Consider the following 13,213-nt stretch of genomic DNA (forward strand, 5'->3'; position numbering starts at 1 on the left):
GGTGGGCAGGAAGCCACGGCCTCGTCGCCGTCCGCCGGTTCCTGACGGGGCGACAGACCTCTCGGGAAGCCGTTCACCAGGGGGTCGGCATGCCCTCCCCGCCCCACGCAAGACCTGGACGGAGCTACGAAGCACCGTAGTAGAAGGGCCCTTTGCGCCCGGTGCGGGGCCGTCCCAAGAATGACCAGCCTCCGGACAGCAGGGGTGAGGTCACACATGGGAAAGCACCGCCATCAGCAGAAGTACCGCCGGACGGTCGTCGCGGCAGTCGCCATCGGCGTCATAGGCATACCCTCCGTCGCCATGGCCTGTACCGACTGGCCGGGCAGCGGGGAACGGCAGAACCGGGGCGGCGCCGCCCCGGTCGCGGACCACGCCAGATGGGACGGCCCCGACTGGTACCGCCAGTGGAGCAGCCAGCAGCACGGCAAGCCGTCCTCGGTGCCGTCGGACACCCCGGCCGTCACGCAGGGTCCCTCGAAGCCCGGCACACCCGAGCCGAGCCGTGCCAAGCCGTGGCACAAGCCTCAGCAGACGGTCCCCGAGGCGTCCACCGCCACGCCCGCCGACGCGGCTCCGAAGCCCACCACGGCCGCTCCTGACCCCACCACGGCGGCCCCGAAGCCCAGCGCCACCGCCCCGAAGCCCAGCGCCACCGCCCCGAAGCCCACCACCGCCGCCCCGAAGCCCAGCGCCACCGCCCCGAAGCCCAGCGCCACCGCCTCGAGCCCCGCCGCGTCCGGCGCCGTCGCCCGGGTCGTGCAGCTCGTCAATGCCGAGCGCGACAAGGCCGGCTGCTCCTCGGTCACGGTGAACGCCACCCTGACCGAGGCGGCGCAGAACCACAGCGAGGACATGGCGGCGAACGGCAGCATGTCGCACACCGGATCCGACGGCTCCTCCCCCGGTGACCGCATCACCCGTGCCGGCTACAGCTGGAGCACCTACGGCGAGAACGTCGCCTACGGCTACTCCACCCCCGAGCAGGTGATGGCCGGCTGGATGACCAGCCCCGGTCACAAGGCGAACATCCTCAACTGCGCGTTCAAGGAGATCGGTGTCGGGCTGGCGCAGCCCGGCGCCTACTGGACCCAGGACTTCGGGACGGCCCGGTAGGCGCCGTACGCTCACGCCCGCCGGCGCCCGGCCATCAGGCCGACGTACACCACGAGCGACGCCGCCAGACCCACCGCCCAGCCGTAGTCGGCGAGGGGCCTGAGGAAGGGGATCAGCCCGTCCTCCGGGAAGGGCCCCTTGCCGGGGGCGGAGTGGGAGCCACCCACGGCGAGCACCCCGCCGGCCAGGAAGGCGGCGACGGCCCGCAGGTTCCAGCCGGACGTGTACCAGTAGCGTCCGCCGGGCGTGTACAGGTCGGGCAGGTCCAGGGCGGTGCGGCGGACGATCCAGTAGTCGGCGATGAGAATCCCGGCGACGGTGCCCAGCAGCCCGCCGACCAGGCCGAGCCAGGTGAAGATGTACAGCTCGGGTGTCTCGGTGAGCTTCCACGGCATGATCAGCACGCCGACGACACCGGTGATCAGCGCACCGGTACGGAAGTTGATGAGCCGCGGCGCCAGGTTCGCCAGGTCGTACGCCGGGGAGACCACGTTGGCGGCGATGTTCACCGAAATGGTGGCGACGAGCACCGTCACCAGGGCGAAGAGCAGTCCGAAGACGTTGTCGGTCTCGGCGGCGAGCGCGACGGGGTCCCACACCGGGGCCCCGTACACCGCCTGCGACCCGGAGGTGACGAACACCGACAGCAGCGCGAACAGCGTCATCGTCGTCGGCAGTCCGAGGGTCTGGCCCCAGACCTGGGCGCGCTGGCCCGCGCCGAAGCGGGTGAAGTCGGGGATGTTCAGGCTCAGGGTCGACCAGAAGGCGATCATGCCCATGAGGGACGGGAAGAACACCGGCCAGAAGTCCGCGCCCCAGCCGAGCCGCGACGGCTGGTCGAGCAGCGGCCCGAAGCCGCCGGCCTTGTTCGCGATCCAGGCCAGCAGCACCAGCGCGCCGACGATGACGAACGGCGCGGCCCAGTTCTCGAACCGGCGCAGTGTCTCCATCCCCCGGTAGATGATGGCCAGTTCGAGGGCCCAGAACAGGACGAAGCACACCCACAGCGTCCACGGCTGGCCGCCGACCTCGGAGGCCTCCGCCCAGCCACCGAACATCTTGCCGAGCAGGACGAAGATGCCCTGACCGCCGATCCAGGTCTGGATGCCGAACCAGGCGCACGCCACCCCGGCCCGGATCATCGCCGGCAGGTTGGCGCCGCGCAGCCCGAACGAGGCACGGGCCAGCACCGGGAACGGGATGCCGTACTTGGGTCCGGCGTGACCGGTGAGCAGCATCGGCGCGAGCACGATCACATTGGCCAGCGCGATGGTGAACACGGCCTGCTTCCAGTCCATGCCCAGCGCGACCAGACCGGAGGCGAGCAGCCAGGACGGGATGTTGTGCGCCATCCCCACCCACAGGGCGGTGAAGTTGTACGTCGTCCAGCGGCGCCGGACCAGCGGCACCGGCAGCAGGTCGTCGTTGACGAAGCGGCTGTCGGTGAGGGTGGTGCCCGGCGGGAGCTCGACGCGTCCCGCCGGGTCGGGTATGGGTCTGTCGGACGGCGTGGGCGGGACGGTCGCTGTCATGGGCGTGTCCTTCGGCGGTGGTACCGGTCAGCGGTTGAGTGCCGGGATGATCTCCGCGCCGTACGCGTCGATCGTCGTCTCCTGCGCGTCGTGCATGTCGTAGACGGCGAACTGGTCCACGCCCAGTTCGCGCAGCGCCTTCAGCTTCTCGATGTGAGCCTCGGCCGGGCCGAGCAGGCAGAACCGGTCGACGATCTCGTCGGGCACGAAGTCCGTGGACGGGTTGCCGGCCCGTCCGTGGTGGCTGTAGTCGTAGCCGTGCCGCTCCTTGATGTACGCGGTCAGCGCCTCCGGGACCATGTCGGAGTGCTCGCCGTAGCGGGAGACCAGGTCGGCGACGTGGTTGCCCACCATGCCGCCGAACCAGCGGCACTGCTCGCGGGCGTGCGCCAGGTCGTCACCGACGTACGCGGGGGCGGCGACGCAGATGGTGACGGAGGCGGGGTCGCGCCCCGCCTCGGCGGCCGCGGCGCGTACGGCCTTCACCATCCACTCGGTCAGATACGGGTCGGCGAGCTGTAGGATGAAGCCGTCGGCCTTCCGTCCGGTGAGGGCGAGCGCCTTCGGCCCGTACGCGGCCATCCAGACGGGCAGCTTTCCGTCGTTCACCCACGGGATGCGCAGTGGCTGCCCGTCGACCTCGGTTTCGCGTCCCTCGGCGAGGTCGCGGATCACGTCGACCGCCTCACCGAGGCGGGCCAGGGTGTTGGGTCTGCGTCCCGCGACGCGCATCGCGGAGTCTCCGCGTCCGATGCCGCAGACGGTGCGGTTGCCGAACATGTCGTTGAGCGTGGCGAAGGTGGAGGCGGTGACCTCCCAGGTGCGGGTGCCCGGGTTGGTGACCATGGGACCGACCTTCAGTTTCGTGGTGCCGGCCAGGATCTGGCTGTAGATCACGAAGGGTTCCTGCCACAGCACGGCGGAGTCGAAGGTCCAGCCGTGGGTGAAGCCGTTGCGCTCGGCGCGCTTCATCAGGCTGACGACCCGCGAGGCCGGCGGGTCGGTCTGCAGTACGAGTCCGAAGTCCATGCGCGTGGCTCCTAGGTGAGGTACTGACAGGTGGAACGCGGGGTGTAGACGCCGTGCCCGGCGTGCCCGGTGTACTGGCGTTCGGTGATGACGGGGGTGCCGCGCGAGAGGACGGTCTCGACGCGGCCGGTGACCCGCCTGCCCTCATAGGCCGAGTAGTCGACGTTCATGTGGTGGGTGTCGGCGGAGATGACCTGCTCGGCTCCCGGGTCGTAGATCACGACGTCGGCGTCGGCGCCCGGCGCGATCGTGCCCTTCTTCGGGTAGAGGCCGAACATCCGGGCCGGGGTGGCGCAGGCGATCTCGATCCAGCGGCGGCGGGAGATGTGCCCGTCGAGGACGGCCTGGTGGAGCAGGTCCATGCGGTTCTCCACGCCCGGGAGACCATTGGGGATCTTGGAGAAGTCGCCCCGGCCGAGTTCCTTCTGGCCGGTGAAGCAGAAGGGGCAGTGGTCGGTGGAGACCACCTGGAGGTCGTTGGTGCGCAGGCCCCGCCAGAGTGCCCTCTGGTGCTCCTTCGGCCTGAGCGGGGTGCTGCACACGTACTTGGCGCCCTCGAAGTCCGGCTCGGCGAGGTTGTCCGTGGACAGGAACAGGTACTGCGGGCAGGTCTCGCCGAAGACGTTCAAGCCCTCGTCGCGGGCCCGGGCCAGTTCCGCGACGGCTTCGGTGGCGGAGACGTGGACGACGTACAGCGGGGCCCCTGCGACCTGGGCGAGCCGGATGGCGCGGTGGGTGGCCTCGGCCTCGAGGAGGGCCTTGCGGACCTCCCCGTGGAAGCGGGGGTCGGTCTCGCCGCGGGCCAGGGCCTGCTCGACGAGTACGTCGATGGCGATGCCGTTCTCGGCGTGCATCATGATCAGCCCGCCGTTCTCGGCGGAGCGCTGCATGGCGCGCAGGATCTGACCGTCGTCGGAGTAGAAGACCCCCGGGTAGGCCATGAACTGCTTGAAGCTGGTCACGCCCTCCTCGACCAGCAGGTCCATCTCCTTGAGCGTCTCCTGGTTCACATCGGAGACGATCATGTGGAAGCCGTAGTCGATGGCGCAGTTGCCCTCGGCCTTGGCGTGCCAGGCGTCCAGGCCGTGGCGCAGGGAGTGGCCGACGCTCTGTACGGCGAAGTCGACGACGGTGGTCGTACCGCCCCAGGCGGCTGCCCGGGTGCCCGTCTCGAAGGTGTCGGAGGCGAAGGTGCCGCCGAACGGCAGCTCCATGTGGGTGTGGGCGTCGACACCGCCCGGGATGACGTACTTCCCGGTGGCGTCGATGGTCCGCTCGGCGGTGAGCGACTCGGCGGCCGGGGTGCCGGATGCGGCGAGGGCGGCGATGCGGCCGTCCTCGATCAGGACGTCGGCGTGGATCTCGTCGGCGGCGGTGATGACGAGTCCGCCGCGGATGGCTGTGCGGGTGCTCATGTCGCTCCTCGCGGGTGTCGGGTGCGGGCTGTGTGTGGCTGGTCGCGCCCCGCGGCGGTAGCCGCACGTCGAACGCGGCCCCCCGCCCCTGGGTGGACCGCGCCTCAGGGCGTCGTCAGGGGGCCGTAGGTTGCCGGCGCCCTGTCCCGGTAGAACTGCCAGCGGTCGCGGACCTCGCGGAGCTTGGCCATGTCCAGGTCGCGGACGACGAGTTCGGTCTCCTTGTCGCTCGCCGGTTCGCCGACGAACTGGGCCTCGGGGTCGACGAAGTAGGAGGTGCCGTAGAAGTCGTTGTCCCCGTACTCCTCCACGCCCACCCGGTTGATGGCGCCGACGAAGTACTCGTTGGCGACGGCCGCCGCCGGCTGTTCCAGCTGCCAGAGGTAGCCGGACAGTCCGCGTGAGGTCGCCGAGGGGTTGAAGACGATTTCGGCGCCCGCGAGTCCGAGCGCGCGCCAGCCCTCGGGGAAGTGGCGGTCGTAGCAGATGTAGACGCCGATCCGGCCGGCGGCGGTGTCGAAGACGGGCCATTCGCTGTTGCCGGGACGGAAGTAGAACTTCTCCCAGAATCCCTTTACCTGAGGAATGTGGGTCTTGCGGTACTTGCCGAGGTAGGAGCCGTCGGCGTCGATCACGGCGGCCGTGTTGTAGAGGACCCCGGGCTGCTCCTCCTCGTACATCGGCAGGACCAGGACGATGCCCAGCTCCCGGGCGAGTGCCTGGAAGCGCTGGACCACTGGGCCGTCGGGAATGCGTTCGGCGTACTCGTAGAATGCCGGGTCCTGGACCTGGCAGAAGTACGGCCCGTAGAACAGCTCCTGGAAGCAGAGCACTTGGGCGTTCTGGGCGGCGGCGTCGCGGGCGGCCTGCTCGTGGACCTGGATCATCGACTCCTTGTCGCCGGTCCAGGCGGTCTGGAAGACGGCGGCGCGGATCACTCGGCTCATCGGGACCTCCGGTCGCTCGGTGTGCGGCGAGCCTAGGGAGGGACGGAGCCTGCTTTGAGTTGCACCGTGTCACGTCTGCGGGGGTACGGCGTGTCACCGTGTCATGCGTCGATGGGCCCATGTATCACCGCCGTTGTCGCAGGTGGTTCGCTTGTTTCAGCGCTGTTGCGCGTCATGCGCGAGGAGCGCGATGTGCACCGAGGCGGCCTGCTCGAAATCGTCGAGGTCCACGCCCAGGCGCACCTGTATCGCCTCCAGCCGGCGGTAGAGGGCGGGCCGCGACACATGGTGGAGCTGCGCGGTGCGGGACTTGTTGCGTCCGGTGGCGAGATAGGTGCGCAGCACGGACAGCAGGTCCTCGTCCGGGTCGCGCAGCAGGCCGTCCAGCTCCCGTTCCGCGAAGGACTGCACCTGGGGGTCGTCCCGCAACAGCCTGACCAGCCCGCGCAGATGCACGTCGCGGAGCCGGACCACGGGCGGCAGCTCCAGCGCGGCGGCCGAGTCCGCCACGGCGTCGGCCACATGCCGGGCCTCGCGCAGACCGGCGGGCACGTCGTCGAAGGAGGTACGGGCGCCGGCCGCCGCCACCACGGGGGGCGCCGCCCCGGACTCGGCGCGCAGCCGCACGGCGAAGTGGGCGGTGAGGGCGTCGGCGTCCTGGTCCCGGGCGAGGCTGAGCAGGACGACGGTCGCGGTGCCCGCCAGTTCGGCGACGATCCCGGGCAGCCCCAGCAGGCGCAGGACGCGGTCGAGCCGGGCCGGGTCCCGGCCGCGTACGACGAGCGGCACGAAGGTGCGCCGGTTCACCGGCAGCCCGGCCGCACGCGCCCGGGACAGCAGTTGCCGGGCCGGTACGGCACCGCTGACCAGGTCGGTCAGCAGGCTCTGCGCGGACTGTTCCTCCCAGGAGCACGCTTCGCCACCGAGCATCCGGTGCAGCACGAGGGCCTCGGCGGCACGGTCGGCGAGCAGGCGTCCGGTGGCGGTGTCTCCCCGGTAGCCGCACAGCACGATCCGGCCCCACCGCTCGCCCCGGCCGCCGAGTTCGGCACGGATCCAGCCGTCGCCCTCGCTGCCGCCGGCCTGCCGGGCGACGCGTTCCCAGTCACGCAGGACGTCGTCCACGGCCGGCCGCTCCCCCGCCGTGCCGAGGACACGGTGGGCGAGGTTGGCGACGACGACGGGGCAGCCGCTGTGGCGGGCGACCTCGTCGAGCAGGCGTTGCAGCGGGGCGCCGGCGGTGATCAGCGCGGTGAGTTCGGTGCGTACCGCCTCGGAGAGGCTGACGGCGGCGAACTTCCGCCGCACCAGCCGGGACTGCACCTCCTCGGTCAACTGGGCGAAGGGGAAAGGGCGGTGGAGGACGACCAGGGGAAGTCCGCACCGCTCCGCCACCCGCCGCATGGCCTCCGGCGGGGCCGGGAAGGCACGGCCGAGTCCGAGGACCACGGCGGACGCCTCGGCGCGGTGCAGGGAGCGGACGTACTCGGCCTGCTTGTCCTCGTCGCCGGCGAGCAGCACTCCGGTGGTGAGCACCATCTCGCCGCCGCTGAGCATCACTCCGACGTCGGCCGCCTCCGCGACATGCACCCAGCGCACCGGCCGGTCCAGCCGGCCGGCGCCGGCCACCACCTCGGGCTCCCCGGCGAGCACCCGTTCCAGGGCGAGGACCTGCCGGACCGAGAGGGCCGGTGCCAGTGGCTCCCAAGTGGTCATGGCAGCGTCCTTCTGCTCGGTGTAACGCTCCTACCGGATGCTCCGCAGCGCCTGTTCGAGGATGTCGGCGCCTTCCTCGGCCTCCGCGACGTTGAGGGACAGCGGCGGGGCGACGCGCAGGGCACTGGTGTTGTGTCCGCCGCCCTTGCCGATGAGCAGGCCGCCCTCGCGGGCCGCTTCCAGGACGGCGGACGCCGCCTCGGGGTCGGACTCGTCGGTGCCGGGTTTCGTCAGCTCGATGCCGATCATCAGCCCGCGTCCGCGCACCTCCCGTACGGCGGGCACCTGGGCGGCGGCGGCCCGCAGTCGCTCGATGAGCAGGCCGCCGACCCGGCGGGCGTTGCCCTGCAGGTCGTGCTCCAGCAGGTAGGTGAGGTTGGCCAAACCCGCCGCCATGGTGATCTGGGTGCCGCCGAACGTGGAGATGCTGTTGGCGTCCAGGCAGTTCATGATCTCGGAGCGGGCGACGACCCCGCCGATGGACATGCCGTTGCCGATGCCCTTGGCGAAGGTCAGCATGTCGGGCGGGCCGCTGCGGCTGTGCGCCTGCCAGCCCCAGAAGTGCTCGCCGGTGCGGCCCCAGCCGGTCTGCACCTCATCGGCGATCCACAGGATGCCCCGCTCGTGCAGTACCTCGCGGAAGGCCGCGTACAGTCCGTCGGGCGGCGAGGTGAAGCCACCCACGCCCTGGATCGGTTCGGCGATCAGTGCGGCGGGCGGGCGGGTGTGGCCGAGGATGTCCTTGAGGTCGTCGACACACGCCGCGACGAAATCGTAGTCGTCGAGCGTGGCGAACGGGCCTCGGGTGCGTACGCCGCCGTGCACGTACAGCGTCTGGAGCGGGGACAGCGAGGTCGGGGACCAGCCGCGGTTGCCGGTGATGCCGACCGAGCTGAAGGAGCGGCCGTGGTAGCTGTTGCGCATCGCCAGGATCGTGTTGCTGCGCCGGTAGGTGGTGGCGAGCAGCAGCGCGGTGTCGTTGGCCTCGGTGCCGGAGGTGGTGAAGAACACCCGGGCGTCCGGGATACCGCTCAACTTGGCAATGCGCTCGGCGAGTTCCACCATCTGCCGGTTGAGGTAGAGGGTGGAGGAGTGGACGAGCCGCCCGGCCTGTTCGCTCACCGCCTTGGTGATCTCGGGCAGGGCGTGGGCGGTCATGGTGGTGAGGATGCCGCCGAAGAAGTCGAGGTAGCGGTTGCCCTCGGAGTCCCAGACGTGGCGTCCCTCGCCATGGGTGATCTCGATGGGCTCCCCGTAGTAGAGGGCGAGCCAGTCGGGGAGCACGGAGCGGTGGCGGCCCAGCAGGCCGTCGGTCACGGCCGCACCAGCCCTTCGTAGGCGTCGGGGCGGCGGTCGCGGTAGAAGGCCCACTGCTGCCGCACCTCGTCGATGAGGTCGAAGTCCAGGTCGCGGATCACGAGTTCCTCCTTGCTGTCGCTGGCGACGTCACCGACGAACTGACCGCGCGGGTCGACGAAGTACGAGGTTCCGTAGAAGTCGTTGTCCCCGTACTCCTCCACGCCCACGCGGTTGATCGCGGCGACGAAGTACTCGTTGGCGACGGCCGCGGCCGGCTGCTCCAGCCGCCACAGGTGGGACGACAGGCCCCGGTGCGTGGCCGACGGGTTGTAGACCAACTGGGCGCCGTTGAGTCCGAGTTGACGCCAACCCTCCGGGAAGTGCCGGTCGTAGCAGATGTAGACGCCGACCTTGCCGACGGCGGTGTCGAAGACGGGCCAGCCCAGGTTGCCGGGCCGGAAGTAGAACTTCTCCCAGAAGCCCTTGACCTGGGGGATGTGGTGCTTGCGGTACTTGCCGAGGACGGTGCCGTCGGCGTCGATCACGGCCGCGGTGTTGTAGTAGTGACCCGACTGCTCGACCTCGAACACCGGCACGACGACCACCATGCCGGTCTCCCGGGCCAGCTCCCGCATCCGGCGGGTGGTCGGGCCGTCGGGGACGGGCTCGGCCCAGCGGTAGTGCCCGGGGTCCTGGACCTGGCAGAAGTAGGGGGCGTTGAACACTTCCTGGAATCCGATGACCTTCGCGCCCCGCCGGGCCGCCTCGCGGGCGTGCTCCTCGTGTTTCGCCAGCATGGACTCGGTGTCTCCGGTCCAGTTCGCCTGGACCAGAGCGGCACGTACGACGTTGGCCATGAGCTGCTCCTTAGACGCGGCGTCAGCGCCTCTACGCCCGTAGAAACGGTCGTAGAGGGACGAACGTAAGCCCCTCGGACGGCCTTGCCAAGACCATCGTCGTCAAGGCCGCGGAGTCGATCGTGTTTGACACCCCTGTGGGTGAGTCGGCCGCGGGCGGCGCGCCGGGCGAGAAGGCGTCGCCCGGGTCCGCCGCCCCGCGGGTTCCCGGTCAGACCGCCAGTCCCGCGACGCGCAGGGCGTGCAGCAGATCCCGGTACCGGGTGTCGGAGACTCCCCGGGCGGCCGTGAGGAGCAGCGGGACGAGCCTGCGCGGATCGGAGGCGGCCGTGCGGGCCGCGTCCTCCGGGGTCCGCATCCGGACGCAGGCGTCGAGCAGCGCCCCCGCCTCGCGATGACGCGCCTGCCTGTCCAGGGTGAGTACGGCCCATCCGACCTCGTCGGCCGGCCGTACGACACCCTGCCTGAGGATCTGCTCGCCGTCCTCCACGCGGCCCGCCGTGGTGAGCGCGCCGGCCGCGGCGACGAGCCTGTCGGCGGGCAGCGCGGCCGCCGCCTCCCACAGCAGCGTCGCCCAGTCCGCGCCGAGCCCCGCCCGCCGCATCGCGTCGGCCAGCAGCGGAAACCGTACGGCGGGTGAGTACGCGGTCTCGGACAGCAGCGCGTGCGCCTCTCCGCTGCGGCCCTCTTCCCGCAGCCGCGCGAGTGTCGCCACGGCGCGGCCGACCTCCTGCCGGTCGGCCGCGCCGACGGTCGTGTCACTCCGGGACTCCGCCGCCTCCCCCGGCGCCTCGTCGACCCCGGCGAACCGCGCACCGCGCGAGGCGGGAGCGGCCGCGGGAAGGTCCGGCACGACGGAGGGCGGTACGGCGACCGGCCAGCCCTCCCCCTCACCCACCCCGGCGAACCGCGCCCCGCCCCGGCGCCGCTTGCGCGGGGGCTGCGCGGGTCCTGTGGTGCGGCTGAGCTCCGCGGGGGCGGGCTGCGCGCGTTCGCGGGTGGACGCCAACTCCGCAGAGCCGGGCTGCGCGGGCCCGTCGGCCGCGCCCGGCGCCGTCCCGGGGGACCGGCGCGTTCCGGAAGCCGGTGCATCGTGCCACTGCGGTGCGACGCGCTCCCGGGTCGAGCCGGACGGGCCCGGTGCGCCAGGAGGTGTCCGGATGGGGTCGGGGACCGGCCGACGTTTCTCGTACCGTCCGTGCGGTGGCGGCGGGTGGCCCGCCCGGGCGGCACGTCGGTCGAGGGATTCCAGTCGGGCCGTGATCTCCGCGCAGCGGGCCGTGGCGCGCCGGTGGTCGTCCTCCGCCCAGGCGAGATCCTCGCGGAGGACGCGGACCTCCTGGTGGCTGACGGCGGAGGCGAGCCTGCGGGCCAGTTCCGCATGACGCTCCGCCGCGTACCGCTGCTCACGCAACATGACGTCGAGCCGGCCGGTGAGCCCCTCCCGGGCCCCGGGTCGGGCGTCGTGCGCGGCCAGCGCGGCCGTGTGCAGGGAACGGGCCACCGGGGTCTCGGCCTCGGCGGCTCCCGGCCCGCACGCGGCGACGAGGTCGTGGAGCAGTGCCTCCATCACGTCCCAGGGCGGTGGCTCACGCCCTTCGACACAGGCCCGCATGCCGCCGGGGTCCCGCTGCCAGAACACCAGGCACCAGCCGCCGTACCGGTCGAGGCGCGCCAGCAGGTCTCGCAGGTAGTCCGTGAACTCCCGAACCGCTGCCGGGAGTTGCTCCGCCGCCATACCCAACTCCCACCAGATCCGGAGTGCTCGGATCCGTAGGTAACACCCGCCGTGTTACAGCGGGGCTACGGAGAGTTTTCCGGCGGGATGCGGACCGCGCCGGAGGGCCACCCGGAGACCGGGGACCGGAGGAACGGGCGGCGCGAGCCGGGAGGCGGGGCAGCCGGAACCAAAAGACCCCGCGCCGGGTCCGGAGGCCGGGGCAGCCTGGGGCCAGGAGCCCGCACGGGACCCGCCGGATGCCCGCGGCCCGCCCCGGGAGCCGGGTGCCGGGCCGCCTGGACCGATGGACCGCGCAAGGACCGCGCGCCGAGGACCGAACGACCGCACGACTGCAGGTCGATCCCCTCAGGCGGCGATCGACGTGCTCGGCGGCGCGCAGCGCCCCGCCAGTTCGTCCATCGACAGACCGAGTGCGCCCGCCAGGGCGGCCACGGTGAAGAACGCGGGGGTGGGCGCCCGGCCCGTCTCGATCTTGCGGAGCGTCTCCGCGGAGATGCCGGCGCTCGCCGCGACCTCGGCCATGCTGCGGTCGCCGCGCGCCTCGCGCAGCAGCCGGCCGAAGCGCTCGCCGCGTTCGCGCTCTTCTGGGGTCAAGGGGGTGCGCACCATGAACACCATTCTAATACCGGTATAGTAATTGGCATGGTGGAACTCAAGACCGACACATCGATCGATGCCATGTACGAGGCCGGCCAGGTCGTCGCCGACGCGCTGACGGCCGTACGGAAGGCCGCCGACGTGGGCGTTTCCCTGCTGGAGTTGGACCAGGTGGCGCACGACGTGCTGCGCGCGGCGGGCGCGACCTCACCCTTCCTGGGCTACCGGCCCTCCTTCGCGCCGACCCCGTTCCCCGCGGTGATCTGCGCCTCCGTCAACGACGCGATCGTGCACGGCATCCCGGACGCGTACCGGCTGCGCGACGGGGACCTCGTCTCCATCGACTGCGGAGCCGAACTGGGGGGCTGGGCCGGGGACTCGGCGATCAGTTTCACCGTGGGCACCCCCCGCCCGGCCGACCTCCGGCTGATCGAGACGGCGGAGCGGGCGCTCACCGCGGGCACCGAGGCGGCCGTCGTCGGCAACCGCATCGGCGACATCGCACACGCGATCGGCACGGTGTGCCGCGGCGCGGGGTACGGGATCATGGAGGACTTCGGCGGCCACGGCATCGGCCGCCGCATGCACGAGGACCCGCCGGTACCGAACGAGGGCAGGCCGGGCAGGGGCATGCTCCTGCGGCACGGCATGTGTCTCGCGATCGAGCCCATGCTGATCGCCGGCGGCACGGACGCCTACCACGCCGCCCCGGACGGCTGGACCCTCCGTACGAACGACGGCACCCGAGCGGCGCACGTGGAACACACGGTGGCGGTCACCGAGAACGGGCCACGCGTTCTGACCGCTCGTCGTACCGCGTGAGGACCGGTCGTCACCCGCCACCTGTGCGAGGTTGAGGCCGTGTTGCGCGGTGGAGGTCCGCGAACGCGCCCCGGCGGCTCCCTTCCGCGCCCACGTCCGAACCGGCGCGGAGGCTGGGCAATCCGGCTCCGAAGCCGAGGTG

11 protein-coding genes are annotated in these 13,213 nt (G+C 71.7%); 2 read left to right on the plus strand and 9 right to left on the minus strand.

Going from position 1 to position 13,213, the window contains the following annotated elements; translation table 11 throughout:
* The first annotated feature begins 216 nt into the window (after positions 1 to 216).
* Positions 217 to 1,116: a CAP domain-containing protein gene (locus tag ACZ5C2_RS06350; RefSeq protein ID WP_468787171.1), complete on the plus strand. Its 900-nt coding sequence runs from the start codon at positions 217 to 219 to the stop codon at positions 1,114 to 1,116.
* 11 nt (positions 1,117 to 1,127) lie between these two features.
* Here the strand turns inward: ACZ5C2_RS06350 and ACZ5C2_RS06355 are convergent, their stop codons facing one another.
* The 9 genes from ACZ5C2_RS06355 to ACZ5C2_RS06395 all read right to left on the minus strand — a co-directional run bounded on the left by ACZ5C2_RS06355 (position 1,128) and on the right by ACZ5C2_RS06395 (position 12,261).
* A complete protein-coding gene (locus ACZ5C2_RS06355) occupies positions 1,128 to 2,648 on the minus strand; it encodes an NCS1 family nucleobase:cation symporter-1 (RefSeq protein WP_468787173.1) in 1,521 nt (506 codons plus the stop codon).
* 27 nt (positions 2,649 to 2,675) lie between these two features.
* Positions 2,676 to 3,677 (minus strand): TIGR03842 family LLM class F420-dependent oxidoreductase, encoded by a 1,002-nt coding sequence (locus ACZ5C2_RS06360; protein WP_468787175.1) that lies wholly within the window; start codon positions 3,675 to 3,677, stop codon positions 2,676 to 2,678.
* An 11-nt stretch (positions 3,678 to 3,688) separates the two neighbouring features.
* Positions 3,689 to 5,092, minus strand: a complete 1,404-nt coding sequence (hydA, locus tag ACZ5C2_RS06365; protein WP_468787177.1) for a dihydropyrimidinase — start codon at positions 5,090 to 5,092, stop codon at positions 3,689 to 3,691.
* Positions 5,093 to 5,196: 104 nt separating this feature from the next.
* Complete coding sequence (locus ACZ5C2_RS06370; protein ID WP_468787179.1) at positions 5,197 to 6,039, minus strand: nitrilase-related carbon-nitrogen hydrolase; 843 nt, start codon at positions 6,037 to 6,039, stop codon at positions 5,197 to 5,199.
* Positions 6,040 to 6,195: 156 nt separating this feature from the next.
* Positions 6,196 to 7,755 carry a PucR family transcriptional regulator gene (locus ACZ5C2_RS06375; RefSeq protein WP_468787181.1) on the minus strand — a complete coding sequence of 520 codons (1,560 nt, stop codon included), beginning with the start codon at positions 7,753 to 7,755 and terminating at the stop codon, positions 6,196 to 6,198.
* A gap of 30 nt (positions 7,756 to 7,785) precedes the next feature.
* A complete protein-coding gene (locus ACZ5C2_RS06380; RefSeq protein ID WP_468787183.1) occupies positions 7,786 to 9,072 on the minus strand; it encodes an aspartate aminotransferase family protein in 1,287 nt (428 codons plus the stop codon).
* Positions 9,069 to 9,911 (minus strand): nitrilase-related carbon-nitrogen hydrolase, encoded by an 843-nt coding sequence (locus ACZ5C2_RS06385; RefSeq protein WP_468787185.1) that lies wholly within the window; start codon positions 9,909 to 9,911, stop codon positions 9,069 to 9,071. Before ACZ5C2_RS06385 ends, ACZ5C2_RS06380 begins: the two co-directional genes overlap by 4 nt.
* Positions 9,912 to 10,122: 211 nt before the next feature.
* Positions 10,123 to 11,649 carry a hypothetical protein gene (locus tag ACZ5C2_RS06390; protein WP_468787187.1) on the minus strand — a complete coding sequence of 509 codons (1,527 nt, stop codon included), beginning with the start codon at positions 11,647 to 11,649 and terminating at the stop codon, positions 10,123 to 10,125.
* 348 nt (positions 11,650 to 11,997) lie between these two features.
* Entirely contained in the window at positions 11,998 to 12,261 is a 264-nt protein-coding gene (locus ACZ5C2_RS06395; RefSeq protein WP_468787189.1) for a helix-turn-helix domain-containing protein, read from the minus strand.
* Between the two features lie 33 nt (positions 12,262 to 12,294).
* Here ACZ5C2_RS06395 and map point away from each other — a divergent pair, with 33 nt between their 5' ends.
* On the plus strand, positions 12,295 to 13,071 hold the full coding sequence (gene map / locus ACZ5C2_RS06400) for a type I methionyl aminopeptidase (protein WP_468787191.1): 777 nt from the start codon (positions 12,295 to 12,297) through the stop codon (positions 13,069 to 13,071).
* Positions 13,072 to 13,213 lie beyond the last annotated feature (142 nt).

The organism is Streptomyces sp. NPDC031365 (assembly GCF_055569765.1).

What these genes read in the sequence shown, in the direction of transcription:
- ACZ5C2_RS06350 (WP_468787171.1), top strand. Translation starts at nt 217, where the DNA reads ATGGGAAAGCACCGCCATCAGCAGAAGTACCGCCGGACGGTCGTCGCG.
- ACZ5C2_RS06355 (WP_468787173.1), bottom strand. Translation starts at nt 2,648, where the DNA reads ATGACAGCGACCGTCCCGCCCACGCCGTCCGACAGACCCATACCCGAC.
- ACZ5C2_RS06360 (WP_468787175.1), bottom strand. Translation starts at nt 3,677, where the DNA reads ATGGACTTCGGACTCGTACTGCAGACCGACCCGCCGGCCTCGCGGGTC.
- hydA (WP_468787177.1), bottom strand. Translation starts at nt 5,092, where the DNA reads ATGAGCACCCGCACAGCCATCCGCGGCGGACTCGTCATCACCGCCGCC.
- ACZ5C2_RS06370 (WP_468787179.1), bottom strand. Translation starts at nt 6,039, where the DNA reads ATGAGCCGAGTGATCCGCGCCGCCGTCTTCCAGACCGCCTGGACCGGC.
- ACZ5C2_RS06375 (WP_468787181.1), bottom strand. Translation starts at nt 7,755, where the DNA reads ATGACCACTTGGGAGCCACTGGCACCGGCCCTCTCGGTCCGGCAGGTC.
- ACZ5C2_RS06385 (WP_468787185.1), bottom strand. Translation starts at nt 9,911, where the DNA reads ATGGCCAACGTCGTACGTGCCGCTCTGGTCCAGGCGAACTGGACCGGA.
- ACZ5C2_RS06390 (WP_468787187.1), bottom strand. Translation starts at nt 11,649, where the DNA reads ATGGCGGCGGAGCAACTCCCGGCAGCGGTTCGGGAGTTCACGGACTAC.
- ACZ5C2_RS06395 (WP_468787189.1), bottom strand. Translation starts at nt 12,261, where the DNA reads ATGGTGCGCACCCCCTTGACCCCAGAAGAGCGCGAACGCGGCGAGCGC.
- map (WP_468787191.1), top strand. Translation starts at nt 12,295, where the DNA reads ATGGTGGAACTCAAGACCGACACATCGATCGATGCCATGTACGAGGCC.